The 25,982-nt window shown below is 61.6% G+C and carries 26 protein-coding genes; 20 read left to right on the top strand and 6 right to left on the bottom strand.

All coding sequences use genetic code 11. From position 1 onward, the window contains the following. Positions 1 to 2 precede the first annotated feature (2 nt). Positions 3 to 6,302, top strand: coding sequence for a HAMP domain-containing protein (locus QWJ46_RS14515; RefSeq protein ID WP_302751773.1), 6,300 nt, complete (start codon positions 3 to 5; stop codon positions 6,300 to 6,302). Positions 6,303 to 6,312: 10 nt separating this feature from the next. Next, positions 6,313 to 7,986, top strand: a complete 1,674-nt coding sequence (locus QWJ46_RS14510) for a response regulator (RefSeq protein ID WP_302751772.1) — start codon at positions 6,313 to 6,315, stop codon at positions 7,984 to 7,986. A gap of 61 nt (positions 7,987 to 8,047) precedes the next feature. Here QWJ46_RS14510 and QWJ46_RS14505 read toward each other — a convergent pair whose 3' ends face one another. After that, entirely contained in the window at positions 8,048 to 8,530 is a 483-nt protein-coding gene (locus tag QWJ46_RS14505) for a hypothetical protein (RefSeq protein WP_302751771.1), read from the bottom strand. 301 nt (positions 8,531 to 8,831) lie between these two features. Here QWJ46_RS14505 and treZ point away from each other — a divergent pair, with 301 nt between their 5' ends. The 7 genes from treZ to QWJ46_RS14470 all read left to right on the top strand — a co-directional run bounded on the left by treZ (position 8,832) and on the right by QWJ46_RS14470 (position 13,709). Continuing rightward, on the top strand, positions 8,832 to 10,610 hold the full coding sequence (gene treZ / locus QWJ46_RS14500) for a malto-oligosyltrehalose trehalohydrolase (RefSeq protein ID WP_302751770.1): 1,779 nt from the start codon (positions 8,832 to 8,834) through the stop codon (positions 10,608 to 10,610). A 13-nt stretch (positions 10,611 to 10,623) separates the two neighbouring features. Next, positions 10,624 to 12,543 (top strand): 4-alpha-glucanotransferase, encoded by a 1,920-nt coding sequence (gene malQ, locus QWJ46_RS14495; RefSeq protein WP_302751769.1) that lies wholly within the window; start codon positions 10,624 to 10,626, stop codon positions 12,541 to 12,543. An 11-nt stretch (positions 12,544 to 12,554) separates the two neighbouring features. Further along, positions 12,555 to 12,755 carry a hypothetical protein gene (locus QWJ46_RS14490; RefSeq protein WP_302751768.1) on the top strand — a complete coding sequence of 67 codons (201 nt, stop codon included), beginning with the start codon at positions 12,555 to 12,557 and terminating at the stop codon, positions 12,753 to 12,755. Between the two features lie 103 nt (positions 12,756 to 12,858). After that, positions 12,859 to 13,074 carry a hypothetical protein gene (locus QWJ46_RS14485; protein WP_085781677.1) on the top strand — a complete coding sequence of 72 codons (216 nt, stop codon included), beginning with the start codon at positions 12,859 to 12,861 and terminating at the stop codon, positions 13,072 to 13,074. A 10-nt stretch (positions 13,075 to 13,084) separates the two neighbouring features. Further along, positions 13,085 to 13,267, top strand: a complete 183-nt coding sequence (locus QWJ46_RS14480; protein WP_064807541.1) for a hypothetical protein — start codon at positions 13,085 to 13,087, stop codon at positions 13,265 to 13,267. A gap of 9 nt (positions 13,268 to 13,276) precedes the next feature. Then, complete coding sequence (locus tag QWJ46_RS14475) at positions 13,277 to 13,465, top strand: hypothetical protein (protein WP_085781675.1); 189 nt, start codon at positions 13,277 to 13,279, stop codon at positions 13,463 to 13,465. 82 nt (positions 13,466 to 13,547) lie between these two features. After that, positions 13,548 to 13,709, top strand: coding sequence for a hypothetical protein (locus tag QWJ46_RS14470; protein WP_164517833.1), 162 nt, complete (start codon positions 13,548 to 13,550; stop codon positions 13,707 to 13,709). Between the two features lie 134 nt (positions 13,710 to 13,843). Here the strand turns inward: QWJ46_RS14470 and QWJ46_RS14465 are convergent, their stop codons facing one another. Together QWJ46_RS14465 and QWJ46_RS14460 are read right to left on the bottom strand one after the other, a co-directional pair. Continuing rightward, a complete protein-coding gene (locus QWJ46_RS14465; RefSeq protein WP_302751767.1) occupies positions 13,844 to 14,092 on the bottom strand; it encodes a hypothetical protein in 249 nt (82 codons plus the stop codon). A gap of 147 nt (positions 14,093 to 14,239) precedes the next feature. Continuing rightward, complete coding sequence (locus QWJ46_RS14460) at positions 14,240 to 14,464, bottom strand: DUF982 domain-containing protein (protein WP_368046088.1); 225 nt, start codon at positions 14,462 to 14,464, stop codon at positions 14,240 to 14,242. Between the two features lie 320 nt (positions 14,465 to 14,784). Here QWJ46_RS14460 and QWJ46_RS14455 point away from each other — a divergent pair, with 320 nt between their 5' ends. The 5 genes from QWJ46_RS14455 (at position 14,785) to QWJ46_RS14435 (ending at position 16,616) form a co-directional block, all read left to right on the top strand. Continuing rightward, positions 14,785 to 15,075 carry a hypothetical protein gene (locus QWJ46_RS14455; RefSeq protein WP_302751869.1) on the top strand — a complete coding sequence of 97 codons (291 nt, stop codon included), beginning with the start codon at positions 14,785 to 14,787 and terminating at the stop codon, positions 15,073 to 15,075. 15 nt (positions 15,076 to 15,090) lie between these two features. Next, on the top strand, positions 15,091 to 15,498 hold the full coding sequence (locus QWJ46_RS14450) for a hypothetical protein (protein ID WP_302751766.1): 408 nt from the start codon (positions 15,091 to 15,093) through the stop codon (positions 15,496 to 15,498). Between the two features lie 66 nt (positions 15,499 to 15,564). Continuing rightward, positions 15,565 to 15,813, top strand: coding sequence for a hypothetical protein (locus QWJ46_RS14445; RefSeq protein WP_302751764.1), 249 nt, complete (start codon positions 15,565 to 15,567; stop codon positions 15,811 to 15,813). 207 nt (positions 15,814 to 16,020) lie between these two features. After that, on the top strand, positions 16,021 to 16,251 hold the full coding sequence (locus QWJ46_RS14440) for a hypothetical protein (protein ID WP_302751762.1): 231 nt from the start codon (positions 16,021 to 16,023) through the stop codon (positions 16,249 to 16,251). Positions 16,252 to 16,352: 101 nt separating this feature from the next. Beyond that, complete coding sequence (locus tag QWJ46_RS14435; RefSeq protein ID WP_302751761.1) at positions 16,353 to 16,616, top strand: hypothetical protein; 264 nt, start codon at positions 16,353 to 16,355, stop codon at positions 16,614 to 16,616. Positions 16,617 to 16,647: 31 nt separating this feature from the next. Here QWJ46_RS14435 and QWJ46_RS14430 read toward each other — a convergent pair whose 3' ends face one another. Beyond that, the gene (locus tag QWJ46_RS14430) at positions 16,648 to 17,718 is read right to left on the bottom strand and encodes a LacI family DNA-binding transcriptional regulator (protein WP_302751760.1); all 1,071 of its coding nucleotides are present in this window, start codon (positions 17,716 to 17,718) and stop codon (positions 16,648 to 16,650) included. 180 nt (positions 17,719 to 17,898) lie between these two features. Here QWJ46_RS14430 and QWJ46_RS14425 point away from each other — a divergent pair, with 180 nt between their 5' ends. The 5 genes from QWJ46_RS14425 to QWJ46_RS14405 all read left to right on the top strand — a co-directional run bounded on the left by QWJ46_RS14425 (position 17,899) and on the right by QWJ46_RS14405 (position 22,503). Then, on the top strand, positions 17,899 to 18,726 hold the full coding sequence (locus QWJ46_RS14425) for an ABC transporter substrate-binding protein (protein WP_302751758.1): 828 nt from the start codon (positions 17,899 to 17,901) through the stop codon (positions 18,724 to 18,726). 73 nt (positions 18,727 to 18,799) lie between these two features. Further along, entirely contained in the window at positions 18,800 to 20,335 is a 1,536-nt protein-coding gene (locus QWJ46_RS14420; RefSeq protein ID WP_302751756.1) for an amino acid ABC transporter permease/ATP-binding protein, read from the top strand. A gap of 62 nt (positions 20,336 to 20,397) precedes the next feature. Continuing rightward, positions 20,398 to 21,534, top strand: coding sequence for an FAD-binding oxidoreductase (locus QWJ46_RS14415; protein WP_302751754.1), 1,137 nt, complete (start codon positions 20,398 to 20,400; stop codon positions 21,532 to 21,534). Positions 21,535 to 21,628: 94 nt separating this feature from the next. After that, positions 21,629 to 22,141, top strand: a complete 513-nt coding sequence (locus QWJ46_RS14410) for a hypothetical protein (RefSeq protein ID WP_302751753.1) — start codon at positions 21,629 to 21,631, stop codon at positions 22,139 to 22,141. Positions 22,142 to 22,251: 110 nt separating this feature from the next. Continuing rightward, positions 22,252 to 22,503, top strand: coding sequence for a hypothetical protein (locus QWJ46_RS14405; RefSeq protein ID WP_184456398.1), 252 nt, complete (start codon positions 22,252 to 22,254; stop codon positions 22,501 to 22,503). Between the two features lie 160 nt (positions 22,504 to 22,663). Here QWJ46_RS14405 and QWJ46_RS14400 read toward each other — a convergent pair whose 3' ends face one another. Next, positions 22,664 to 23,392, bottom strand: a complete 729-nt coding sequence (locus tag QWJ46_RS14400) for an endonuclease/exonuclease/phosphatase family protein (RefSeq protein WP_302751752.1) — start codon at positions 23,390 to 23,392, stop codon at positions 22,664 to 22,666. Between the two features lie 120 nt (positions 23,393 to 23,512). Between QWJ46_RS14400 and QWJ46_RS14395 the strand changes: the two genes are divergently transcribed. After that, positions 23,513 to 24,472: a lysylphosphatidylglycerol synthase domain-containing protein gene (locus QWJ46_RS14395; protein WP_302751751.1), complete on the top strand. Its 960-nt coding sequence runs from the start codon at positions 23,513 to 23,515 to the stop codon at positions 24,470 to 24,472. Here the strand turns inward: QWJ46_RS14395 and QWJ46_RS14390 are convergent. Further along, the gene (locus QWJ46_RS14390; RefSeq protein ID WP_302751750.1) at positions 24,419 to 25,921 is read right to left on the bottom strand and encodes a phospholipase D-like domain-containing protein; all 1,503 of its coding nucleotides are present in this window, start codon (positions 25,919 to 25,921) and stop codon (positions 24,419 to 24,421) included. The two genes, QWJ46_RS14395 and QWJ46_RS14390, sit on opposite strands and share 54 nt — an antisense overlap. Positions 25,922 to 25,982 lie beyond the last annotated feature (61 nt).

Below are 25,982 nucleotides of genomic sequence, written 5' to 3'. Positions count from 1 at the left end.
TCGTGAGCACGCAAACCGGTGAATTTTCGCGCGACGACGCTGCGGCCGAGAGCCTCAACGGGCACGACCACAAAAGCATGGCGTTCAACGATGCCAGCGCCCTTTTAGAGGTGCTGGTCGCGGTCAGACGCGGTGATTTTTCCGTGCGCATGCGCTCTGACCTGACCGGCGTTACCGGCAAGGTCGCCGATGCGCTGAACGACATAATCGCCGCCAACCAGCGCATGGCCCAGCAGCTCGAACATGTCGGCCAGGTTGTCGGCCGCGACGGGCGAACGAGCACCCGCGTGCGCTTCGGCCTGTCCGATGGTTCATGGTCGGAAATGGAGGGATCGATCAACGGCCTGATCGACGATCTCCTCTGGCCGACGACGGCGGTCACCCGCACGATTACCGCGATCGCCAAAGGCGATCTGCTGCAGACCGTACCGCTTGACGTCGACGGACGGGCGCTCAAAGGCGAATTCCTGCGCTCGGCCGATATCGTCAACACGATGATCAAGCAGCTCAGCGTCTTCACCTCGGAGGTGACGCGCGTCGCCCGCGAAGTCGGCACCGATGGCAAGCTTGGCGGGCAGGCGCAGGTGCCTGAAGTGACGGGCGTCTGGAAGGACTTGACGGAAAGCGTCAACTCGATGGCGTCGAACCTAACGGCGCAGGTGCGCAATATCGCGGAAGTGACGATCGCCGTTGCCAACGGCGACCTCTCCAAGAAGATCACCGTCGACGTGCGCGGCGAAATCCTGCAGCTGAAGGAGGCGATCAACACCATGGTCGATCAGCTGCGCTCCTTCGCCTCCGAAGTAACGCGCGTCGCCCGCGAAGTCGGCACCGAAGGAAAGCTCGGCGGCCAGGCGCTGGTGCCTGGCGTCGCCGGCACCTGGAAGGACCTGACCGACTCCGTCAATGCCATGTGCGGCAACCTGACCGCCCAGGTCCGCAACATCGCTCAGGTGACGACCGCAGTGGCGCGCGGCGACCTCTCGCGCAAGATCACCGTCGACGTTTCGGGCGAAATCCTCGAACTTAAGGAAACCATCAACACGATGGTGGATCAGCTCAACGGCTTTGCCGGCGAGGTGACGCGCGTGGCACGTGAAGTCGGCACAGAAGGCCGCCTCGGCGGCCAGGCGCAGGTACCGGGTGTGGCCGGCACCTGGAAGGATCTGACCGACAACGTCAATTCGATGGCCTCGAACCTGACGGCGCAGGTGCGCAACATCGCCGAAGTCTCCACAGCCATCGCCAATGGCGACCTGTCGAAGAAGATCACGGTGACGGTTTCGGGCGAAATCCTCGAGCTGAAGGAAACCATCAATACGATGGTCGACCAGCTGAACGCTTTTGCCTCGGAAGTGACGCGCGTTGCCCGCGAAGTGGGCACGGAAGGCCGGCTCGGCGGCCAGGCCAATGTGCGCGGCGTCGCCGGCACCTGGAAGGACCTGACCGAGAACGTCAACTCGATGGGCGGCAACCTGACGGCGCAGGTGCGCAATATCGCCGAAGTCTCCACAGCCATCGCCAATGGCGACCTGTCGAAGAAGATCACCGTCGACGTGAAGGGCGAAATCCTCGAACTCAAGGAAACCATCAACACGATGGTCGATCAGCTGAACGCCTTCGCATCTGAGGTGACGCGTGTGGCGCGCGAGGTCGGCACGGAAGGCCGGCTTGGCGGCCAGGCCAATGTGCGCGGTGTTGCCGGCACCTGGAAGGATCTGACCGACAGCGTCAATTCCATGGCCTCCAACCTCACCGGGCAGGTGCGCAACATCGCCGAAGTCGCGACTGCGGTCGCTCAAGGCGACTTGTCCAAGAAGATCACCGTGCCGGTGTCGGGCGAAATCCTGGAGCTGAAGGAGACCATCAATACGATGGTCGATCAGTTGAACGGTTTTGCCGGCGAGGTGACGCGCGTAGCGCGCGAGGTCGGCACGGAAGGCCGGCTCGGCGGCCAGGCGAACGTGCTCGGCGTCGCCGGCACCTGGAAGGACTTGACCGACAGCGTCAACTCCATGGCCGGCAATCTGACGGCGCAGGTGCGCAACATCGCCGAAGTCTCCACCGCGATCGCCAATGGCGACTTGTCGAAGAAGATCACGGTGTCGGTCTCGGGCGAAATCCTCGAGCTGAAGGAAACGCTGAACACCATGGTGGACCAGCTGAACCGCTTCGCCTCGGAAGTGACGCGCGTCGCACGCGAAGTCGGCACCGAGGGCAAGCTCGGCGGTCAGGCGCAGGTGCCGGGTGTCGCGGGCACCTGGAAGGACCTGACCGAAAACGTCAACTCCATGGCCTCGAACCTGACAGGCCAGGTGCGCAACATCGCCGAAGTCACCACCGCGGTGGCGCGGGGCGACCTCTCGCGCAAGATCACCGTCGACGTGAAGGGCGAAATCCTCGAACTGAAGAACACCATCAACACGATGGTGGACCAGCTCAACGCCTTTGCCGGCGAAGTCACGCGCGTCGCTCGCGAAGTCGGCACTGAAGGCAAACTCGGCGGCCAGGCGCAGGTCTCGGGCGTTGCCGGCACCTGGAAGGACCTGACCGACAGCGTCAACTCGATGGCCGGCAACCTGACGGCGCAGGTGCGCAATATCGCCGAAGTAGCGACCGCGATCGCCAATGGCGACCTGTCGCGCAAGATCACCGTCGACGTGCGTGGCGAGATCCTGCTCTTGAAGGACACGCTGAATACCATGGTCGACCAGCTTCGCTCCTTCGCCGGCGAAGTGACGCGCGTGGCGCGCGAGGTCGGTACCGACGGCAGGCTCGGCGGCCAAGCCGTCGTTCCCGGTGTCGCCGGCACCTGGAAGGACCTGACCGACAACGTCAACCTGCTTGCCGCGAACCTCACGACCCAGGTCCGCAACATCGCCGAAGTCACGACCGCAGTGGCGCGCGGCGACCTGTCACGCAAGATCACCGTCGACGTGAAAGGCGAAATCCTTGAACTGAAGAACACCATCAACACCATGGTCGATCAGCTCAACGCTTTTGCCGGCGAGGTGACGCGTGTGGCGCGCGAAGTCGGCACCGAAGGCAAGCTCGGCGGACAGGCGCAGGTGCCGGGTGTCGCCGGCACCTGGAAGGATCTGACCGACACCGTCAACGTCATGGCCGCCAACTTGACCGAACAGGTGCGGGGCATCGTCAAGGTGGTGACGGCGGTGGCGAACGGCGACCTCAAACAGAACCTCACCGTCGCCTCCAAGGGCGAGGTGGCAGCCCTTGCCGAAACCATCAACAACATGACCAATACGCTCGCGACCTTCGCCGACCAGGTGACCACGGTGGCGCGCGAAGTCGGCGTCGAGGGCCGCCTCGGCGGCCAGGCGAATGTTCCCGGTACCGCGGGAACGTGGAAGGATCTGACCGGCAACGTCAACCTGCTTGCCGCCAACCTGACGACGCAGGTGCGCGCCATCGCCGAGGTCGCGACCGCCGTCACCAAGGGCGACCTGACGCGCTCGATCAAGGTCGATGCGCGCGGCGAAGTGGCCGAGCTCAAGGACAACATCAACACGATGATCGACAACCTGCGCCTGACGACGGAGCGCAACACCGAGCAGGACTGGCTGAAGACCAATCTGGCGCGCTTCACCAACATGCTGCAGGGCCAGCGCGACCTGACGCTGGTCGGCAAGATGATGCTTTCGGAGCTGGCGCCGCTGGTCGGCGCGCATCAGGGCGTGATCTACCAGGTGGATGCCGACGAGGAGCAGCCGTTCCTGTCGCTGCTGTCGGTCTATGCGCAGGGCGTCGAAGCGGCGCATCCGCTGCGGCTCGATTTCGGCCAGGGCCTCGTGGGCCAATGCGCCAGTGACGCCCGCCGCATCCTCGTCACCGATCTTCCCGAGAACGTCGTCCCGATCAGCTCCGGCGTGTTCACGACGCTGCCGCGGAGCGCGATCGTCCTGCCGGTGCATTTCGAGGGGCAGGTGAAGGCGGTGATCGAGCTTGCCTCCGCCGGCGAATTCACCGAGTTGCAGCTTTCCTTCCTCGATCAGCTGACGACCTCGATCGGCATCGTTCTCAACTCGATCGAAGCGACGATGCAGACCGAAGGCCTGCTGAAGCAGTCGCAGCAGCTCGCCGCCGAGCTGCAGACGCAGCAGCGCGAGCTGCAGCAGACCAACGAACAGCTTGGGCAGAAGGCGCAGCAGCTGGAAGAGCGCAACGTCGAAGTCGAGGCGAAGAACCAGGAAATCGAGCAGGCGCGGCGGGCGCTCGAGGAAAAGGCGACCGAGCTTGCGCTGACCTCAAAATACAAATCCGAATTCCTCGCCAACATGTCGCACGAGCTGCGGACGCCGTTGAATTCGATCCTCATCCTTGGTCAGCAGCTCGGCGAAAACCCGGACGGCAACCTGTCGGTCAAGCAGGTCGAGTTCGCAAAGACGATTCACGGCGCGGGAACCGATCTCCTCAACCTCATCAGCGATATTCTCGATCTCTCGAAGATCGAGTCCGGCACGGTCTCGGTCGATGCCGAGGAGATCTTCGTCAGCAATCTGCTGGAGGTGATGGCGCGGCCTTTCCGGCACGAAGCGGAAAACCGCAACCTCTCCTTCGCGATCGAAGTCGGCGCCGATGTGACGAAGAGCATCATCACGGACTCGAAGCGGCTGCAGCAGATCCTCAAGAACCTGCTCTCGAACGCCTTCAAGTTCACCGCGCATGGCGGCGTCACGCTTCGCGTTGCATCGGTGACGAGCGGCTGGTCGCCTGACCATCCTTCCCTCCGGCATGCGCCTTCGGTCATCGCCTTCGAAGTCGTCGATACCGGCATCGGCATACCGCCCGAAAAGCAGCGCATCATCTTCGAGGCGTTCCAGCAGGCGGATGCTTCGACCAGCCGCAAATATGGTGGCACCGGCCTCGGGCTGGCGATCAGCCGCGAACTGGCGAATCTGCTCGGCGGCGAGATCCAGCTGCGTAGCACGCCGGGTGTCGGCAGCACCTTCGTGCTTTATCTGCCACTCACCTATGTCGGCGCCGGCGCGGTGGCGCCGAAGTCGGCTCCGGCAGCGGCGAACGTCGTCGAGTTCGCCGAGGCGGCTGCCCGCCGGGCTGAGAAACCGGTCGAACATGTCGCAGACGACCGTCACCGGATCGAGTCCGGCGACTCCGTGCTGCTCGTCGTCGAAGACGATGCGCATTATGCCCGCGTCCTCGTCGATCTCGCCCGCGACAACGGTTTCAAGGTGCTGGTGGCGATGCGCGGCAGCGATGCCCTGACGCTGGCGCAGGAATATAGGCCGTCGGCGATTTCGCTCGATATCTTCCTGCCCGACATGCTCGGCTGGACGGTGCTGAGCCAGCTCAAGCAGAATTCGCAGACGCGACACATTCCGGTGCAGATCATCAGCCTCGACGAGGACCGCCAGCACGGGCTGACCCGCGGCGCCTTCGCCTTCATGAGCAAGCCGACGACGCCGGAAGGCCTCGGCAAGGCGCTGTCGCGGCTGAAGGCCTATGCCGAGCCGCGCCGCAAACAGCTGCTGCTGGTGGAAGACAATGAAGCCGAGCGCCTGAGCGTCACCGCCCTGCTCGGGCACGACGACATCGACATCACCAGCGTCGGCTCCGGATCGGATGCGCTCGCTGTTCTCCGGCAGGGCTCGGCAGATTGCGTCGTGCTCGACCTCACGCTTCCCGATATGTCGGGTTTCGAAGTGCTGGAGCAAATACGTGATGACGACGGCATCGCCGAGGTGCCGGTGGTCGTGTTCACTGGCCGGGAGCTTTCGCCCGAGGAGGACGCTACGCTGCACAGCATGGCTCGCAGCGTCGTGGTGAAGGGCGTGGAGTCGCCCGAACGCCTGCTCGACGAGACGGCGCTGTTCCTGCATCGGGTCGTTGCCGACCTGCCGGCCGCGAAGCAAGCGACGCTGCAGGAGCTGCACAGCTCGGACGAGGATCTGGTCGGCGAGACCGTGCTGCTCGTCGACGACGACGCCCGCAACATCTTCGCGCTGAGCAGCGTTCTCGAACGCCGGGGGATGAGGGTGTTGACGGCGACGACGGGCAGCGAGGCGATCGAGGTCATCAACAACGAGCCCTCGGTGGCGATCGTGCTGATGGACATCATGATGCCCGGAATGGACGGCTACGAGACGATGCAGGTCATCCGCTCCGAGCCCCGCTTCCGGCGGCTGCCGATCCTGGCGCTGACCGCCAAGGCGATGAAGGGCGACCGGGAAAAATGCCTGGAAGCCGGCGCGTCGGACTACCTGGCAAAGCCCGTCAACACCGAGCAGCTTCTGTCGGCGCTGCGCATGTGGCTGCACCGCTGAGGACCCGGACATGAACCCCGTCAACATCCTCCTCGTCGACGACCAGCCCGCCAAACTCCTGAGCTACGAGGTCATTCTCGAAGAACTCGAGGAAAACCTGATCAAGGCGCAGTCGGCGCGCGAAGCTTTCGAGCATCTGTTGCGCAGCGAGATCGCCGTGATCCTCGTCGACGTCTGCATGCCCGAGCAGGACGGTTTCGAACTCGTCGGCATGATCCGCCAGCACCCGCGCTATCAGAACACGCCGATCATCTTCGTCTCCGCCGTGATGCTGGCCGAACCGGACCGGCTGCGCGGCTACGCAGTCGGCGCCGTCGACTACGTCTCCGTCCCGATCGTGCCCGAGGTGCTGAGGGCCAAAGTCAGGGTCTTTGCCGATCTCTACAGAAAGACGCGGGAACTCGAACGTCTAAATGCCGAGCTGGAGGCGAGGGTGCACCAGCGCACCGCCGAACTCGAAACCTCGGCCGCGCAGCTGCGTCAGCTGAACGAGGAGCTGGAGCACCGGATCGACCAAAGGACGCGCGAGCGTGAGGAAGCGCTGGCGCAGCTCTTCGAGGCACAGAAGCTCGATACGATCGGCCACCTGACAGGCGGCGTGGCGCACGACTTCAACAATCTTCTGATGGCGGTGCTCGGCAGCCTCGGTCTGCTCAAGAAGCGACTTCCCGCCGATGAGCGCAGCGAACGTCTGGTGACGAACGCCATCCAGGCCGCCGAACGCGGTACGGCGCTAACTCAGCGCCTGCTCGCCTTCGCTCGCCGACAGGAGCTGAAGCCGCAGGCGGTCGATTTTCTCCGCCTGTTCGAAAACGTCGAGGATCTGCTCGCCAAGGCGGTCGGACCGCGGGTCGAGATCCGAAAGCGCATCCCTGCGGATCTGGAGCCGCTGCTGGTGGACAGCAATCAGCTGGAATTGGCGCTGCTCAACTTGTTCGTCAATGCGCGGGATGCGCTCGAAAGCGGCGGTGCGGTGACGGTCGCCGCGGCGGCGGAGGAGACCCGGCCGGCCGGTCTTGCAGGTGGGAATTACATCAAGATATCGGTGTCGGACGATGGCGAAGGGATGGACGAGGCGACAGTCCTGCGCGCCGCCGAGCCATTCTTCACCACGAAGGGGATAGGCAAAGGCACCGGTCTGGGCCTGTCGATGGTGCACGGCCTGGCGGCGCAATCGGGCGGTTCCATCCAGATTTCGAGTACAAGAGGCAAGGGCACGACCGTCTCGCTCTGGCTGCCCGTCGCGCAGAGCATTGCCAAGTCGCAGCCGGCGGTCGTGCCTGCCGCCGCTGAACCTTCGAAGGCGGTCTCGCGATCGCTCGCCATCCTCGTCGTCGACGACGATGCGCTCGTCAGGACCGGAACCGTGGCAATGCTAGAGGATCTGGGACACCTGCCGCGGGAGGCAGCTTCCGCTACCCAGGCCCTGGAATTCCTCGCCGGCGGACAGGATTGTGATCTCGTCATCACCGATCATGCCATGCCGGGCATGACGGGCGCCGAGCTCGCGCGCCACCTTCGTTCAGCCTTCCCCAACCTGCCCGTTATCCTCGCCTCCGGCTATGTCGAGCTCGCCGAAGATCAAGGGCTCGGCCGGATGCTCAGGATGGCGAAGCCGTTCACGCAAGAGCAGCTCCAGGCGGCCATGGACGAGGCGCTGAGGGACAAGGTGGCGGCGGCGTGATGATCGAGGCGCGGCGGCTTTGGGAGAGCTGGACTGGTTGGAGCAGGGTCAGTTCCATTTCTTAATTGCCTCCCTCCCAGGAGAGGATCAGAAAATACGAAAAGCTGTCAATTTTACTGTCCTTTGGATTGATGGCCAAAGCCGCCTCCTCAAAATTCCTGGCCCCGCCCAGGATATAGACTGTTTTGCATCTTCCGAGAGTATCTACCGACCGATTGCAAAATATTAAGTGTCGATTTTTGATGTTCAATTCTTCATTTATAGTTTTACGAACGTCTGACAATATTTCCTTTGCGTGGATGTCTGGATTTCTAATATACGAAGCGCCGTCAAAATTTAAGCTCTTGGCAATCATCAACGTCCGTTTGTTGCCATCGCATTGCATGACGAGCGATGCGTCTAATGAAGTTTTTCCAAAACCTGGACAGTTAGTGGCGACGGAATCGAGCGACTTTATAGAAAAGCTCTCTGGTAATGCAGGCGTATACAGCCCGACTGCAAGCAAAATTGATACAAAGCTGAAGGCGTGAGGCGCTGCTGTCATCTTTGCATCCACACTCGATTAATCCGCGACATAACGCGCGTATCATATTTGGGACTGGTTTGGCGCTGAAATCGCGGCCTTTACATCGCATGAATCACAAGCGCGTTGCAAACGGAAGACGAAAAGCTCGTCTTTCGTCCGCGTGAATCCTTCACGATCAACGAGATGACGTCGCGGCTAAATTCAGACTTGCGCCGCCCGCTGATCAGGTCTCGCTCGCTTGCTGCGCTCCACCCCAGGCGAAACTTTTTGCCCTGACAAAAGTTACTCAAACCCATCTCACCTCACCGAAGGCTTTCCTTTGACCAAAACGATGTTCGGCCCCGCGTTCACCGAAGATGGCGTCCTGTTTCGCCTGTGGGCCCCCCTGCATGAAAGCGTTTCGTTGAAAATCGAAGGCTCTGATCCGCGCCCGATGCAAGCGGCTGAAGATGGCTGGCATAAGTGCGCGGTCGCGGATGCCGGCCCTGGTACGCAGTATCGCTTCATCCTGCCGGACGGTCTTCAAATTCCCGATCCCGCCTCGCGCTTCCAGCCACAGGATGTGCATGGTCCAAGCGAAGTGGTCGACCTTGCTGCCTATCGCTGGAGCACGCGCGAATGGGCCGGCCGGCCCTGGGAGGAGATGGTCATCTATGAACTGCACATCGGCTGCTTTACACCGCAAGGGACTTTCAAGGCCGCGATCGGGCGTCTCGACCATCTGCGGCATCTGGGCGTCACGGCGCTGCAGATCATGCCGCTCAGCGACTTCCCGGGTCGCTACAACTGGGGCTATGACGGCGTGCTTCCCTATGCACCCGACAGCACTTACGGCCGGCCCGAAGATCTCATGGCGCTGGTGGATGCGGCGCACGAACGTGGCATTTCTGTCTTCCTGGACGCAGTCTACAACCACTTCGGACCCGACGGGAACTATATCCCCTCCTACGCGCCGCTCTTTACCGATCATCACAAGACGCCCTGGGGCCACGGCATCAATTATGACGGCGACGGCTCTGAGATGATCCGCGAATTCATCATCGAGAACGCCATCTATTGGATCAGCGAATTCAGGCTCGACGGTTTTCGCTTCGACGCCGTCCACGCCATCAAGGACGACAGTTCTGAGCATCTTCTTCACGCGCTGGCCCGCCGCGTCAAGGCTGCGGCCGGTGACCGGCATGTTCATCTGATCGTGGAAAACGAGGAGAATGACAGCGACCTTTTGGAACGTGACGCAGACGGCGAGGCGAGGCTGTTCACGGCCCAATGGAACGACGATATGCACCATGTGCTGCATATTACCGCCACGGGTGAAACCTTCGGCTACTATGCCGATTATGCCGGTGACGCCGGCGAGCTCGGCCGGGCGCTGACGGAAGGCTTCGTGTTCCAGGGGGAGCATATGCCCTACCGCGGCGGGAGCCGGGGTAAGCCGAGCGGCCATCTGCCGCCCACCGCCTTCGTCTCCTTTATCCAGAACCATGATCAGATCGGCAACCGGGCGCTGGGGGACCGGATCATGGCTTCGAGCCCGACGGATGCCGTCAAGGCCGTCACATCGATCTACCTGCTGGCACCTGAGATACCGATGCTGTTCATGGGCGAGGAATGGGGTGCGCGAGAACCTTTTCCGTTCTTCTGCGATTTCAACGAGGATCTGAACGAGAAGGTCAGGAAGGGCAGGCGTGAGGAGCTTTCGCGCCTGCCGGGCTTCGATGTTGACGAGCATCTCGACCCGACGGCGCCGTCGACCTTTGCGGCTGCCAAGCTCGACTGGTCGAAACGCGCCTCATCGGAAATGCTTGAATTCTACAAGACGCTTCTCGACCTCCGACATCGACGGATCGTTCCCCTGCTGAAAGGCGCCGGCGGCGGAAACGGGGTCTACCGCTCCGCAGGTGCAACGCTCGCAGTGGATTGGGTCCTGGCCGGCGACCGTCGCCTTCATTTGGATGCCAATCTCGGCGGCGAGGCGGCGCCGCTTCTGCGGCGGCGCGAAGAAGGCGAAACGATCTTCCGCCTCGGCGGCCGCGATGGAGGACAATTGGCGCCCTGGACGGTGATATGGAGCATCTCGGGTGAGGGCCTGGCATGAAGGCGATCGGACGATGAAATCCGCCGAACTCGAAAAGCTCGCCCGGCGATACGGGATCAGCCCGACCAGGCCGAGTCCCGACGATCGCGAGGTGGCGATTTCCGCCGACACCAAACGCAAGATACTCTCGGCTCTGGAAGTCGAGCTATCGGGAACCACCCATCGCCAAACTTATCCACCGCGACTGGAGCAGCAGTCGAGGCCGGCGGATAGGGCGATTCCCAAATCATTTCTGCCGGATTTCCTGTTCAAGACGCGGGTCTGGGGTATCAGCCTGCAGCTTTACGAACTGCGTTCGGCGCGAAACTGGGGCATCGGCGATTTCGAGGATCTGTCTGACGTGGCCGACTTGGCGGGGAAGCTTGGCGCTGATTTCATCGGTCTCAATCCGCTTCACGCCCCATTTCTTGCCGATCCCGATCGCTGCAGCCCCTATGAACCTTCAAGCCGTCAGCATCTCAACCCGCTCTATATCGCAGTCGATAGATTGCCAGGTTTTGTCAGTAGTGCCGAACTCGAACGGCAATTGGAGAGACTTCGCCGAAGCGACCTCGTCGATTATGCCGGAGTGGCGAGGGCCAAGCTTGGAATTCTGCGGGACCTCTGGCGCGCCTGGCTGCAGGCGGGTGCAACCGATGAAACGTACGATCCTGTTGATTTCGATGCCTTCGTCGCGCGAGGCGGCAACAGCTTGCGGCGCCATGCGCTCTTTGAATGTCTTTCGCTTTCCATGGCGGAACGCGGGGCAGGCGCCGGCTGGCGGGGGTGGCCGGCAGATTTCCGGCGCTCTGACAGCGCCGCCGTCGCCGAATTCGCGCGCGAGCATGCGGACGAGGTCCGCTTCCACATGTGGCTGCAGTGGATCGCTCACCGGCAACTGCTTCAAGCAGCGGATCGGGCGCGGGAAGCCGGCCTGCGTATCGGGCTTTATCTCGACCTCGCCGTGGGCGAGGCGGTCGACGGATCGGCGACGTGGAGCGAGCCGGATGTCTATATCTCGAAAGCGACCATCGGCAGCCCTCCGGATCCGTTCGCCATAGAGGGGCAGGACTGGCATCTTGCCGGATATCTGCCTTCCGCGATCGCTGCCGGAGACAGCTCGCCTTACCGCCGCATGGTGAGCGCCGCGATGCAATATGCTGGTGCGATCCGTATCGATCACGCGCCGGCGCTCCGCCGCCTCTTTCTGGTGCCACTCGACAGCACGCCGGGAGACGGCGCCTATGTCCGCTACCCCCAGCATCGGCTTCTGCAGATCCTGGCCGAGACGTCCGACAAGTATCGATGCCTCGTCATCGGCGAAGCGCTGGGAATGATCCCGCCGGATTTGCCTGACGAGCTGGCGGCGGCGCAGATCCTCTCCTATCGCATTCTCTCCTATGAACAGGACGAGAAAGGCTTCAAGCCGCCGGATGCCTATCCCGTTTTTGGCCTGACTTGCATTTCGACGCACGACCACCAGACGCTTGCCGGCTGGTGGCGCAGCGCCGACATCCAGGATCGCCGCGACCACGGCATCGTGCCGCCCGATCTCACGGCAAAACATCTCCAGCACCGCCGGCGCGAGCGACGAAATCTGAAGGCCGCGCTCCTCGCTGCCGGCATCGACGTGCCGGCAGGTCTTAGTGCGAGGGCCGGCCGGGAGACTTTGAGGGAATTGACGGTCAGCGCCTACCGCTTCATCGCCCGTACTCCGTCGCTTCTCGTCGCGGTTCGGCTTGCCGACCTGACCGACGAGAAAAGGCCCACCAATATCCCTGGCACGAGCGACAGTTACCCCAACTGGAAGCCGAAGTTGTCGCTCTCGTTGGAGGAGCTGGCGTCGAACCCTCTGCTGCATAGCATTACGGCGGCGATGCGGGAAGAAAGGCCACGGATTCACGCGGCAAGGGAACGATCGGGAAGCAGGCGGATTTCGACTAGACAGGGATAAGGAACGCCGAGATGAAAGCCAGAAGACCACTTGTCGAAGTTGCCGTAGAAACCGAGGAAGGACGGGTGCCGCTGGGCATCATGAACGCCAACCAGGCATTGTCGCTTCCTGACGATCTCGACGTGAAGGTATCGCATCCCGATCATGAGCCGGGCAGCACCGACAATTTCATCCCCAAGGACGAACTGCAGCGGCACCTGGACAAGCTTTAGGACGTCTCGGCTTGTCCGCTCGAGCGTCAGGCGATTTGAGTTTCGCATCCCGGAACCTCCATGGGCCTGGTGTGTTTGAGTCCATAAATGGAAGGAGAAAACCATGGCACATGCCGACCGGAAGCACATTGGCGCGGGCGCGAAGGGGAAGGGCGACGGAAGCGGCGCGATGACCAATCTCGACGAGGAAAAGCTTCCCGCAAACACGGTTCTTTCGAACCGCGACAAGACCCGGCACTCCAAAGAGCGCGGCCTCGACGGCAAGACTGTTCAGACCGAGCAATATTCGGATCACAGCTCCAATCGGAATCCTAAATGAGGACAAGATGATGAGCAGCAGATTACCCCCCATTCCCGCCGACAACGTCAGCAACAAGGGAGCCGGCAAGCCGGCGCGGACCGAGGCAGAGGATTCCGCGATGGCAGGCGGCAGCGAAAACCCGGAAAAGAAGGGTCAACAAGGAAACACCAAAGTCAACACAACCCATCAGGGTTACCAGCAGGACAGGTAGGAGGCATCGATGTCTACTTCCAAGAAGAGCCCGTCGACGATCCGCCAGGGCGGCCCAGGCGCATCCCACGAAAACGCCAAGTCGCCGCTTGAGATACCGAAACCGGCAGCCGAGCCGGATAGACGTACGCGAAGCAAGGTTTCCGGCGGCGGCGGCGAGCATGATCGCCACCACACCCACGACGCAAGAGAGAAGTGAGGGACAGACCTGGCGGTGGAACCTGATGAGCACAAGGCACGAGGTCCACCGCTTTACATGATCAACATGACGGAAAACGACCATGACGACCGCATTCATCCTTGTTGCACTGGCTCTCATCGTCATCTACGCCGGCCCGACATTGCTTTACATCTGCGTCGGTTATGCTGACTACATGATCGAACGGCGCCGACATTTGCTGGCTGTAAAACACGCGGTAAAGCGTCGCAGCGACGAGCTTTAGCTGTCCGGTTGACGGCGAGCCAGGATTTCATTCACGCGTTGCGACCGCGAAGCCTCTCCTTGGCGGCCGCGGCCGCCTTGGCCGACCTTTATCTGCGCGTTTGCGCAAGAGAGATTCCAGCTTTCGAACAGGCGTTAGTGAATCGACTGCGAGGTCGGAGCGTTGATCTTGAGCAGATCCGGGGCGGGAAACATCTCGATCAATCCTGCGGCGAGGTCGTCGACATCGGTCTTGCCGTCATTGAAGAGCTGGATGGCGGCGCTGCACAGGATCTGGCTGTCGTGTTCGCTCACCGAGACGCCGAAATGGCGATACCAGCTCATGACGGCCTTCGACAGGCATCTGAAATCCTGCGGTAATATCGGTCTGTAGAAAATCGCCATGAACGCCCGCCACGATTGCCGCTTAATGTCGTCGCCCTTCACTTAATCAAGATAATGTCCGTCCTGTTTGAGACCAAGCGACTTGTCTCCTTGGTGCGTTAGCGCACAGACCAGCTGTTTCGAGAGGCGTGCCGAGCCTTTCTTGCCTCAGGCAAGGACACCCGCGGCAATGGCGGCCTGGATGAAACGTTGGCGCGCCAGTTCGGCGCTTCCGCGTCGGCGAAGCGCATCGACGCAGCGCCGCTTCGCTTCGAAATAACCGCCGCCCCGAACGTTGGACCAGCGATGGTTCAGGACGTCGAGTGCCGCGTCCGGACCTTCTATGCGCTGCTGCTCGCTTCCGCGGTGCGGATGAAAACCGGATAGTGCCAAACCAGGTGGAAATCGACCTCGATGACGTCAGCCATGATATGATCCAGAATGGTCTTTTGAACGGCGGCCCCTGCCTCTGTTTTGGAACGTCCGGTACCGGGCCGGGTGACCAAACGCAAGCCGGGTCCTCGCGGAGAGCCTTGGTCGGATCGGTGCTTCGTGGTTCATATGGCATCTCCTTTGCCGGCCGAACTACGCCATGGCACGGTTGTTCCTGTTCGAAGAGGAACTCTTGCCTGGCACCACCGGATTCTGGAACAATGTCCGGCGCCTCTTGTTACTTGTGCGACAGGCGAATGCTGAAGCAGCCGGAGGATTCGATGAGGCGGAGCGTGGGACTGGGGCTGGTTTTGGCCATCGCGCTGACGGGCTGCACCACCAGCGCCGGCAGCTACTCATCCGCGGGGCTGGGCCCCATTCCAGGCAGCATCACCTATCACGGGCAACCGCGCACAAAGCTGACGAGATCGCCGGTCGGTTCATCCTTCCCGCACACATTTACGGATCAATGGGGGCGGCAAGTCGAGGAGATCTACATTATCCGGCCCGACCGGAGCTTGCTGATCGCAGAGCGCCATTACCGACCGGTTTTTTCGCTCGATAACGACTAGAGAGGAAACCTGATCATGCCGCGCCGCAAGAACACTGTGGGGACGACGCTCGACACCGAAGGAGCCAAGATCGGCGAGCCGGTTCCGAAAGCGATCGTCGATATCAACACCGCCTCTGTCGGGGTCCCCCGCCAGGCCGAGCAAGATTTGCGCACAGAATTGAGCGCTCTGCGGCAACAGGTTGATAGGCTACAGCAACAGGTCATCAGCGCCGGGCGTTCAGCGAAGAGCGGCGCCGGAAAAGCGGTCCGCGAGACCGAGGCTCTGGTGAAACATTATCCGCTCTCAACGTTTGCCCTCCTGGCCGCTGTCGCGGGTTTGTTGGCGTTTGCCTCACGTCAGCTCTCCCCACCGCGCCATCGTGAGCCGTCGGCCTTACGAGATCTCAGGGATTTCTACGACAGGATGCGCGAGCGGATCTGACAAGATTTTAGGATTGCCAGCATCCCGATTCTCCCCGACTCTCTGTTGGGCAAGGAGGGAAAATGCATGCTCGACGTCCTTATACGAAGCGCTCTCGATATTGTCCGGCGCGCAGAACGCTTGATCGAAGGGGCGAGAGGGCTGCTTGACACGCATGATCTTGCTGAGGCCGAGCGATGTGAACTCGATCATGAGATCGAGCGGCTGAGGGACGCGGTTCTTGCGGTGGAGGAGGCCGTCTGGTCGCTCGCGCGCAGGAGCGAACGGTGGCCGCAGGCCGCTCGTGTCCATGCGTTACAGACGACATTGCACTAAATGCGTGACTTTCGCAGGCGCTCGTCGCCTCTATAAACAGCTGTTTTACAAGAGTTTTTTTAACGCGCAATAGCGTGTCACGCCGATGTCACGCGATCATGGAAGCAATATATGCTTTGATTGGGCCGCTCAGCGCTTATGATTTCCGGCCGGATGCACTGAAACAGGGGGACGAGGGACAGGCGCTGTTATCGTTGGGGCATCGCGATGACTTTGAAAACCTCCGGGCAAATATCCGAGCCCGACGAATTCGTATTTCCGGTTCACACCCGGACGATCGCTGAGATACGCTATGATATTGTCAATCAGGTCATGACGGTCGTCTATCACGACGGCCGCTCGCGCGCGACAACCGGCATACAGGGTCCGGCGATGCTGAGGATCCTCGCCCAGCGTCCGCTGGAGCGTTCCCCGTTTCTGCTACAGACGGTCATCTGATCGAGAGCGCCGGCGCGTCCGCCTCTAAATCGTCTTGGTGGTGCATCCATTTCGGGGGAGCTGCGTTCATCCTGGGTAGCCAGACCATGAAGGGAACGCCGATGACCTTTCCACCGCCAAAAGCCGAGGCTCCCGCTCAGCGCTTCGAAGAAGCGAGCGCTGCTGCGCGCGACGCTTTGAAGAGGCTGATTGCAGCCGCCAATGAAGCCGGATGGGGAACCGAGGAAATCTCGGTCGCATTCCTTGAGGCGGCACGGTTTTTGACCGAAGCCAATAAAAAGGATCCCGATCCTGCCGACGACCCCGCGATTAGCGATGTGCCAGGCAAGCGGGAGCAGATTGGCCACGGTGAGCTTTTCGATTAGGCCTCGCTTCACATCCCACTTAGGACCAAACTCACCGGTCAATCCTTGCGACCGAGCTGCGTATGACGAGGCTGGTGCTGACCCGCAGCCACTCGACGGCAAGGGGGATCTGTTCGATGCGGGCGACGAGCCGCTCACCGGCGAGTTTGCCCATCTCGTAAACGCGCTGGTCGACGACGGTAATCGGGGGAACGGTAACGCTTGTCCAGTCGGCATCCAGGAAGGAAATCATCGAGATATCGTCGGGAATTGAGAGGCCGAGTGATTGCAGCGACTTGAAGACGCGCAGCCCCACCAGGCTATCTGATGCGAGGATCGCCGTTGGCGGCGATGAATTCGAGAGAAGGCGTTTGATCACGGCGTCCGTCTGCGGTTGGTCCGTCGCGCCGAGCCGCACATAGTGAAGGGGGTTGGGTAAGCCTGCCTCCGTCAGGACGCTCACGAAACCCTCCACGCGTTCACGCACGGCAGAATTCGATATCCGGGCGACATCGGTGAGTCCGCCGTCCTCGACGTCCATGGCCGAAACGTAAGCGAGATGTCGATGTCCTGCCTCGACCATAAACCGGGCGGCGGCGATGGCGGCCTCGCGATCATCGCCGGTCACGGCGTCGACATCGAGATCCGGGATGCTCCGGTCGAAGAGGACCAGCGGCATACCGGCGCGGCCGAGGTGCCGGAGATGGTCGAAGCTGTCACAGCGGGCGGGCGACACGATCAAGCCATCGACACGCTTGCCGATCAGGAGGTCGACCGCTGATTTCTCCGCTTCAAGCTTCTCGCCCGAATTGGAAATGATCACGTTGAAGCCGGCGAGCCGAGCCGCATCGCTGATGCCACGCACTGCCAGACTGAAGAAGGCGTTTTCGATATCGCCCACGACAATCCCGATGATGCCGGACCGGCCGGTGCTCATGCTGCGCGCAAGTTCGTTCGGCCGGTATTCGAGTGCGGCCGCCGCCGCCATGACCTGATCCTTGATTCTGCCGCTGACGACGCCGTAGCCGCCGAGCACGCGGGCGGCCGTCGCTTTCGACACTCGTGCCGCCTTGGCGACGTCGGCGACCGTGACTGAACGTTTCGGAGCAGCGGAATCTTCCATGCCGCAGCACTACAAGAGTTGTTGACGGCCGGTCAATTGACAGTTATCAAATCTGTTGTGAGACCGGTCTCTTTTTACAAGAGACCGGTATCTGTGCAGATCGTGTTGCCGCGGAAGCGCGGCAAGGCGGGTAAACGGATAATGCCGACAAGAGCATCCCTTTCAGAGCGGAGAACGAACATGAAGCTTTTTGAGTCACTTCCGGCAGTCATTGCGCCTCTGCAAGCCGGTCTCGCGGCTTGCTTTCTGGCGATGGGAGTCGGGTTGGCAACGGCGGCCGACAATCCCTACAATCTGATCGAGCCCGGCGTCATCAGCGTCGGCACGATGGGCGATGCCAAGCCCTATACATTTGCGACCGCGGATGGCCAGTTCACCGGTTTCGACATCGAACTGTTTCTCAACGTCGTGTCCCGGCTCGGCTTTGCGAAAGACAAGGTGACGTTCACCGGCCAGGAATTTTCGGCGCTCCTGCCATCGGTGGCAAACGAGCGGTTCGACGTTGCCGTCGCCGCGATCGGAACCACCGAAGCCCGCAAGAAGACCGTCGACTTCTCCGACGGCTATCTCGCTGGTTATCTCTCCGTGCTGACGTCGGACGCCGCCATCAAGGACGCGGCCGGACTGCAGGGCAAGCGGCTCGGCGTCGTGCAGGGAACCTTACAGGAAGTCTACGCCGCCAAGAATTTTGGCGAGACCGATCTCGTGAAATTTCCTGACAACAATTCCGCCGTCGCCGCACTCAACAACGGCACGATCGATGCGCATTTCCTCGACTACGAGGCCGCCAAGCAATATGGCGAGCGCTATCCCGCGCTGAAGGTCGCCGTCAACATTCCGTCCTTCGATGCACCGGCGGGCTTCGTGATCAGGCAGGGAAACGATGCCTTCCGCACGGCGCTGAACGGCGCCCTTCACGACGCGATGCAGGACGGAACCTGGAAGACGCTCTATGAGAAGTGGTTCCCCGGCTCACCGATGCCGGATGAATATCTCCCCAAGAAATGAGGCGTCGCGCCGTCCGCCGAGGCGGACGGCCTAGTCTCGGCGGCATGCCCGACAAGGCCTAATGGGGATCACGATGAACTGGATAGACAATCTGCGCCGCAGCTTCCTCGATTGGAGCGCGATGGCGGACGTGCTGCCGAGCATGATCAGTGTCGGCCTGAAAAATACTTTGATCCTTGCCGCGGCCTCGACCGTGCTCGGCGTCGTCATCGGCATGGTTCTTGCCGTGATGGGCATCTCGCAGTCTCGCTGGCTGCGGCTGCCGGCGCGGATCTATACCGATATCTTTCGCGGGCTGCCGGCCATCGTCACGATCCTGATCATCGGCCAGGGCTTTGCCAGGATCGGACGGGATGTCTTCGGCCCGTCGCCATTCCCGCTCGGCATCCTGGCGCTCAGCCTGATTGCCGGCGCCTACATCGGCGAAATTTTTCGCTCGGGCATCCAAAGCGTCGAGCGCGGCCAGATGGAAGCCTGCCGGGCGCTCAGCATGAGCTACGGGCAAGGCATGCGCCTGATCGTCATTCCGCAGGGTGTGCGGCGCGTGCTGCCGGCGCTGGTCAACCAGTTCATCGGCAACGTCAAGGATTCGAGCCTTGTTTATTTCCTAGGATTGCTCGCCTCCGAGCGGGAGATTTTCCGCGTCGGGCAAGACCAGGCGGTCGTGACCGGCAACCTGTCGCCACTGCTTCTGGCAGGTGTTTTCTACCTCGTGATCACCGTGCCGCTGACCCACTTCGTCAATTATATCGACGCGAGGCTGCGTCTGGGAAAACAGGGGCGCGGTCCCGGCCCCGCGAGCGGACTAGCCGAGGTGAGCGAGCTTGCTGCTGCCGGCACCTATTCCACCACCGCCGCCGCCAGCGAGGACAGCCGGCATTTCCAGGGCGGAGCGCTGCAAATCCGGGATTTGAGCATGGCCTACGGCGAACTCGATGTTCTCAAGGGCGTCGATCTCGATATCGCCGCCGGGACGGTCACTTGCATCATCGGCCCTTCCGGCTCGGGAAAATCAACGCTGCTGCGTTGCATGAACAGGCTCGTCGAGCCGAAGAGTGGCGACATGCTGCTCGACGGCGAGAGCATCCTGGCCATGCGGCCGGAAAAGCTTCGTCGCCGTGTCGGCATGGTGTTTCAGCACTTCAATCTGTTTCCCGATCACACCGCTCTCGAAAACGTCATGCTCGCATTGACGAAGATCAAGAAGATGTCGAGGCAGAAGGCGCGGCGCATCGCCGAGGCGCGTCTGGCCGATGTTGGTCTGGCCGCGCGCAGAGATCACCGGCCGGCGGGCCTTTCCGGTGGGCAGCAGCAGCGGGTCGCGATCGCTCGGGCGCTGGCCATGGATCCGGAGGTCATCCTGTTCGACGAGGTGACGAGCGCGCTTGATCCCGAACTGGTGAAGGGCGTGCTCGACCTGATGGCCACGCTCGGCCGTCAGGGCATGACCATGGCCGTCGTGACGCACGAGATGGGATTTGCCCGCCGCGTGGCCGACCAGGTGGTCTTCATGGACGAAGGCCGCATCGTCGAAGCCGGCTCACCGCAGCAGATTTTCGACACGCCGCAAAGCGAGCGGCTGAAGCGCTTCCTTGCGGAAGTTCTCTGAGGCGCCAGCCGTAACGCGTTCAATTCAGTTCGATCAAGCAAGAGCAGGAACAGGGTACCCGCATGAATGCTTCCACAAAACCTTCGAAGGTCGTTGTCATCGGCGGCGGTATTTTCGGCGTCTCGACCGCGCTCCATCTGGCCCGGCTCGGGGTTGATACCATGCTCATCAATGACGGCCCACTTGCCAACGGGGCGTCCGGCCGGTCGCTCGCCTGGTTGAACTCGGCGCGAAAACGCTCCGATGCCTATCACCGGCTGCGTCTGGCAGGCATCGACCGCTATCGCACGTTGGCTGCTCGATATCCCAACGCGCCGTGGCTGCGCTTCGACGGCGGTCTGACCTGGGACGCGGACGACGCCAGCAACGAGATCGCCGAAGTCTTCGAATACGAACGTCACCTCGGCTATCACGCACAATGGCTCACCTCGGAGAAGGTCGCTGCGGTGACGCCCGGCGTCGACCCAAGCGCCGTGACGCCGCAAGGCGCAATCTTCAATCCCGGGGAGGGGTGGGTCGATCTTCCATCCCTGATTGGTAGGCTTGCGGAAGAATTCCGTGCGCTGGGCGGCGAGATCATCACAGATGCCGGGCCAGCAGCGGTCGATATCAGAGATGCGCGTGCCCGCGGCGTGATCACGGCGGACGGCACGCGCCGCGACGCCGACGCCGTGCTGCTCGCTGCAGGCAGCAAGGTTCCCACGATCGTAGCGGAGGCCGGCCAGCAGATCGAGGATGCGACGCCCATCGCCCTCCTTGTCAGGACAAAGCCGATCCGCCACCCGTTGAAGGCTGTGCTCAACACGCCGCGCGTCGCCATTCGACCGATGCCCAATGGCGGCTTCGCACTCGATTCCGCCTGGTCGGAGGACGAGGTGAGCGCCAACCCCGACGGAAGTTACAATGTCAGGCAATCGACGCTGCAGGGACTGCTGCGAGAGGCATCGAGAGTCCTCGAAGGCAATCCGGTGCTTGAGATCGAAGATTATGGCGTTGGTCCGAAGCCTATTCCTGGCGATGGCGAGCCTGTTTTCGGCGAGCTGTCATCGGCCCCCGGTTACTTCGTCGCCTTCAGCCATAGCGGCGCCACCCTTGGCCTGATTGCCGGCGAGCTGTTGGCGGATGAGATCGCCACGGGCCGCCGCCACCCGCTGCTTGCGGACTTCCGCCCTGAGCGCTTCAGCACATCGTGCCGGTGACGTCCTCGATATGGGTGGCTGCCCGCCTGATCGGCGCACGGATCATTTAGAGCTATCGTGCGTTCTGCCGCAAGGAACCAACGGGAGACGCATCATGTTCAAGGATCGAGCCGTCGTTTTCGGTGCGGAAAATAACCGCGGCGATGCCGCTGCTTCAGGGCCGAATGGAGAAGAGCCGACCATCAATCCGGATCTCGTTCGCCGTGAGGGCTTCGCGAACGAGGCGGAATACCGAGCCTACTTTGCCACATTAAGCGGAGATGTGTCTGCCCCGACCGACGATCATGTCGGGGAAGCGGTGCGGACCTCGGGGCAGCACATTCTGGAACGCCGGCTGCAGGAATTGAGGTGGGAGCTCGAGATCCTTCGAGCTCGCCTTCATGGGATCAGGCGCCAGGCCGCAACGATTGTCACCGAAAACGTCCGGTGGGCTGATTCCAGCGCCCATGCCCAGCTCGGCGATCAACCGTGGCTGAAGCTCGCCGGCGCGATGGCGGGTGCCTTCGTCATCACCAGGGGGCTGAGACGGCTGCCTTGGGGAACCGTTGTGACAACGGCGCTGCCGCTTGCCGTCGCTGCGATGAATCGAAAGCTTGCGCGGCGGTGATGGCAGTAGTGGTTCTCTGTGAGATCGCGCGTCGGTTTCTTCACCATGGAAGGGACGCCATCATCTCGCCGAAGTGTTCGTGACATCCTACCGCTTTAACGGAGGCGAACATGGCTGGACATGACGATCGCTACGTCGAGATTACGACGCGTCTTCGCTCGGTGCGGTCGTTCTGCGACTTCCTCTCGCAGGGCGGAACTGTCCGCGTCGCCGTATCGGAGGGCGAACCGTACAAGGATGTTACTGCCGTGCTGCTGGAGCGGAACCGCCGGGAGGCGGAAGCACTCGCCCGCACGCGCAGACATCTTTACCCGGAGCTCGCCGACGAAGAAGTAGCGCCGCCGCTCTACAGCCGTCACTGACGCACCCGCCATCACGACCTTCACCTGCCGCGTGGCGAACATCTGCAGTTCGGGCAGCCTGTCGACGGTCTGAGTGGCATTATCCCTCAAGGGGCGAAGTCGAATGTCGTTTTTGTGCCGGATGCTTCGGAGTGTGGCCCGCGCGGGCGACGGCGAGTGATCAGGCGAAACTGATTTCGGCAAGGAGAGGCAGGTGGTCGGAGGCGACCTTCGTCAGACGGGTTTGGAGGACCATTGCGCGTCGGACAACAAGGTCGTCGGTGACGAAGATGTGGTCGAGGCGCATCAGCGGGTAGCGGGAGGGGAAGGTCGCTTTCGGGGCATCCCCGCCGGCAAGCTGCGCATCCCTGAGGGAGCGCGCGACGAGCCGATATGTCGCCGACGAGGGAATGGCGTTGAAATCGCCGCAGAGAACAGTTGGCAACGGAGCTTCCGCGGTTCCGTGCAGCCAGCCGGAATTCAACAGCGTCGTCATCTGTTGGATGCGTTCGCGGCCGCGAAGGCCGAGATGGGTGTTGACGACGAGCAACTTCCTGTCACCGGCGATGATTTCCACCGAGAGCGCCCCCCTGGTCTCGCCGACCGAGGGCAGCGGGCCGGCCTTGATCACGCCTGTCGGTAGGGCGGTGATGATCGCATCGCCATACTGTTCTTCGGCGACCGACAAGGCGGGGTGGAAATGCGCCTGCATTTTCAGAAGCGAAGCGATAACGTGTGCCTGATCGATGCCGCCTGTCCGGCGCCTGCCGACGTCGACCTCCTGAAGCGCGATGATGTCGGCCCCCGTCTCGGCAATGACGGAAGCGATGCGGCCGGGATCGAGTTTCCGGTCACTGCCGATGCAGCTATGTACGTTATAGGTCAGGAGTTTGATTGGTCTATCCTGCATGGCCCTGTAAATGCTCGTTCCCCGAGGAAGCGGATAACCGTTCCTTCTCCGGGGAACACTGAACTCCTTTGATCGTTCCAGAAGACGAGCCTCGCCGCCCTAATGTCGGAATGATGATCGATGAGCCTGAAAAAAATTATCTTGAATGGACTGCTCGTTGCCGGGCTTTGTCTTGCGTTCTTCCTTCTCTACCGCGTGTTCCAGAAGTATAGCCTGGACCAGATCGTCCAATCGGTGCGCAGCATTCCTCTGTCGACCTTCTGCATCGCGCTGCTCTTCGCGGCCGCATCCTATCTCTGCCTCACTTGTTTCGATCTGCTGGCGATCCGTTCGCTCGGCAAATCTCTGCCCTTCCGAAAGATCATGCTCGCCTCGTTCATCAGTCTTTCGCTCGGCCACAATATCGGCTTTGCGGGCCTGAGCAGCGGTGCCTTCCGCTATCGCTATTATTCCAGCTGGGGGCTGACTGCCGAGGATGTAGCGAAGATCGTCCTGTTTTGCGGCGTCACTGTGGGACTCGGGCTCGTCACGCTCGGTGGGCTGGCGCTGACCATCAATCCTGATGATGCAGCACGCCTGCTGCACACCGATGCGGCAAGCACACGCATCTTCGGGCTGCTGGCGCTGATCGTGCCGGTTGTCTATTCAGGGCTGGCGTTCTTCATTCGCGGCCGGCTCAAGCTGTGGCGCTGGTCGTTTCAACTGCCACGCTTCTCCATCGCTGTCGCGCAGGTGTGTGTCGGCACGACCAATTTCATGTTGGTGTCCGCCTGCCTGCACCAGATGCTCTCGACCTTCGGCGACGTGGCCTTCTTCAGGTCGGTCACGGCTTACGTCCTCGCCAATTCGGCGATCCTGGCGACGCATGTGCCGGGCGGCCTGGGGGTGCTGGAGGCGACCGTCTCTTATGCCGTGCCGCAAGAGGCATCGATCGGGGCGCTGATTGCGTTCCGATGCGCTTATTTCTTCATCCCGCTGGCGCTCGGCACTGTGCTTCTTCTCATCACCGAGTTTGTCTTCCGCCGGTCACGCGGTGCGGACGAAGCGGCGGAGGAGAGCGCCCAGGCCCAATCGGTGTAGGAGCAGGAAAGGCCGCGCGGGATCGAAGATCGCCGTACCTGTGATCGGCGAAATTCTGCCGGAAAGATCGACGGGAAACTCTCTGAGGCCTGGAGCGCCGTTCAGCGCGTCGATCGCCGCAATTACCGAACCGCTTTGCCCGTAAGCCGCGGCAAAGGTATCGGTGGTCGTTCCCAGATATTCCGCCAGCAGGCGATTGCGCAGATCCGCGATGGCGCGCCGATGTTCGCCGTCACCAGCCTCGAGCAGAAGATCGCATTCCGTATCAAGCCCCTCCGAGCGATTGTTGAGATTCGAGGAGCCGATTCGGATCAGTTCGTCGTCGGCGATTATCAGTTTCGAATGAATGAGCACCTCAATCTCGCCTTCATTCCCCGGCGCAGGTCCTGATACGACCGCATAATACACACGCAGCCGGTTTGCCCGATCGGCGCGTTTGAGGAGGCGGATGACGCGATCGCGATTGGTTCCCATAACGAGCTTTTCGATCAGCCCGTGAGAGCTGCGCGTGCAGATGACGATGACCTCTGGTCCATTCTCCTCCTGCAGCCGTTTGGCAATGGCTTCGGCAACGCGGAAGGAAGCGAGATATTGCGCCTCTATATAGAGTTGGCGCCGGGTGCGGGCTATGATCTCCAACGTTGAAGCAATCCCGTCGCAGATGCCGGTGCGCCAGGTGGTCGCGGGCTCCGTCAGCACGAAGCCAACGGGAATGTCCCGCATGGCAACTGCAAGATCATCCGGCCAGGCGAAGGGCATGTCCTCGGAAAGCGGCTGATGCTTTTCGCCGGTCGCCGCTTCCCAGCGCCGTCTGGCGATATCGCCGATCAGCCGGGCGGCGTCACCAGTGACCATGGCCTGCACGTCATGCAGCGGATCGTAGGGAGTTCCTTCGGGGTCGCGCCGCAGCCTGTCCTTGGCGCGATGGCGCTTGGTATCCCATCGCCTTGCCGTCAGGTCGATGCCGCCGATGAAGGCGACGGTGTCGTCGATGCAGACAAGCTTTTGATGATGACAACCGCGCAGGACACTCTGAAGATCGAAGCGCAGATCGATCCTGGCATTCCTCGGGAAGTTCTTCTTCCGGAGCAGATCGATTGATTTGTCAGAATAGATCGGCCCCAACGTCCAAACAAGAATGCGTATCTCGAGCTCGGGATTTGCCGCAGCCAGAGCATGCAGCAGGTCGGCCAAGGTTTCATCGGACTTTTCGGGCTCCATGCGAATATCGGGATGGAAATCCCATCCAACGATCCAGACGGCACGTCGCGCCTGCCGCAGCGCCCGTGAGACTTCGGCGAAATATTTGTTGCCGTTGATCAGAAAGGCGGCTTTTTCCGCACGTCCCTGGAGCCGCAATGCCGTAGATCCCTCTTTTTCGCCGCTCGGATGTTGCGCTTTTGTTCGGGTCAGGTACGGTTGATCGGACATGGTTTGAAATGCGGTCATGTTTGCCTCGGCGTTTCGACTGAAAGCAAACGCCTGAAATTTCGAGCGGTTCCCGACTAGG

The sequence above is a fragment of the Rhizobium sp. CBN3 genome, from assembly GCF_030518245.1.
In the GTDB taxonomy this organism is placed as follows: Bacteria; Pseudomonadota; Alphaproteobacteria; order Rhizobiales; family Rhizobiaceae; genus Rhizobium; species Rhizobium aethiopicum_A.
This window is presented reverse-complemented; position numbering and strand designations above follow the sequence as displayed.